Raw genomic sequence first — 296 nt, 5'->3', positions numbered from 1 at the left:
GGAACGTGGTCAGTATTTTCAGGAGGGGGGAGCATTTCGGGTACTACTTATACCCCTGCAGACGTAGCAGCCGATACTCCGGTAACGGTTCGTTATACGGTTGCAGCCAACGGATCATGCGGGGCTACCACTTCAGATGTTACTTTTACTGTGAATGTATTTGCAGGTACAGCTAATAATACCACTACAACAACAGCAATTTGTGAAAACACGACCAAAGCCTTATCCGCTACACCGGCAGGCGGAAGCTGGTCAGTAGTTTCAGGAGGCGGAAGCATTTCAGGAACGACTTATAC

Annotated in this window: 1 protein-coding gene; it reads left to right on the top strand. The window is 48.6% G+C overall.

Annotated features, from left to right (window positions below):
- Positions 1-296: hypothetical protein (locus FLACHUCJ7_RS00085; protein WP_219634031.1), on the top strand; the 296-nt coding region annotated here is incomplete at both ends.

Origin of the sequence: Flavobacterium salmonis (genome assembly GCF_903819435.1) — a bacterium.
GTDB lineage: Bacteria > Bacteroidota > Bacteroidia > Flavobacteriales > Flavobacteriaceae > Flavobacterium > Flavobacterium chungangense.
The sequence above is the reverse complement of the archived record's forward strand: the minus strand, read 5'-3'. Positions and strand labels throughout refer to the sequence as shown.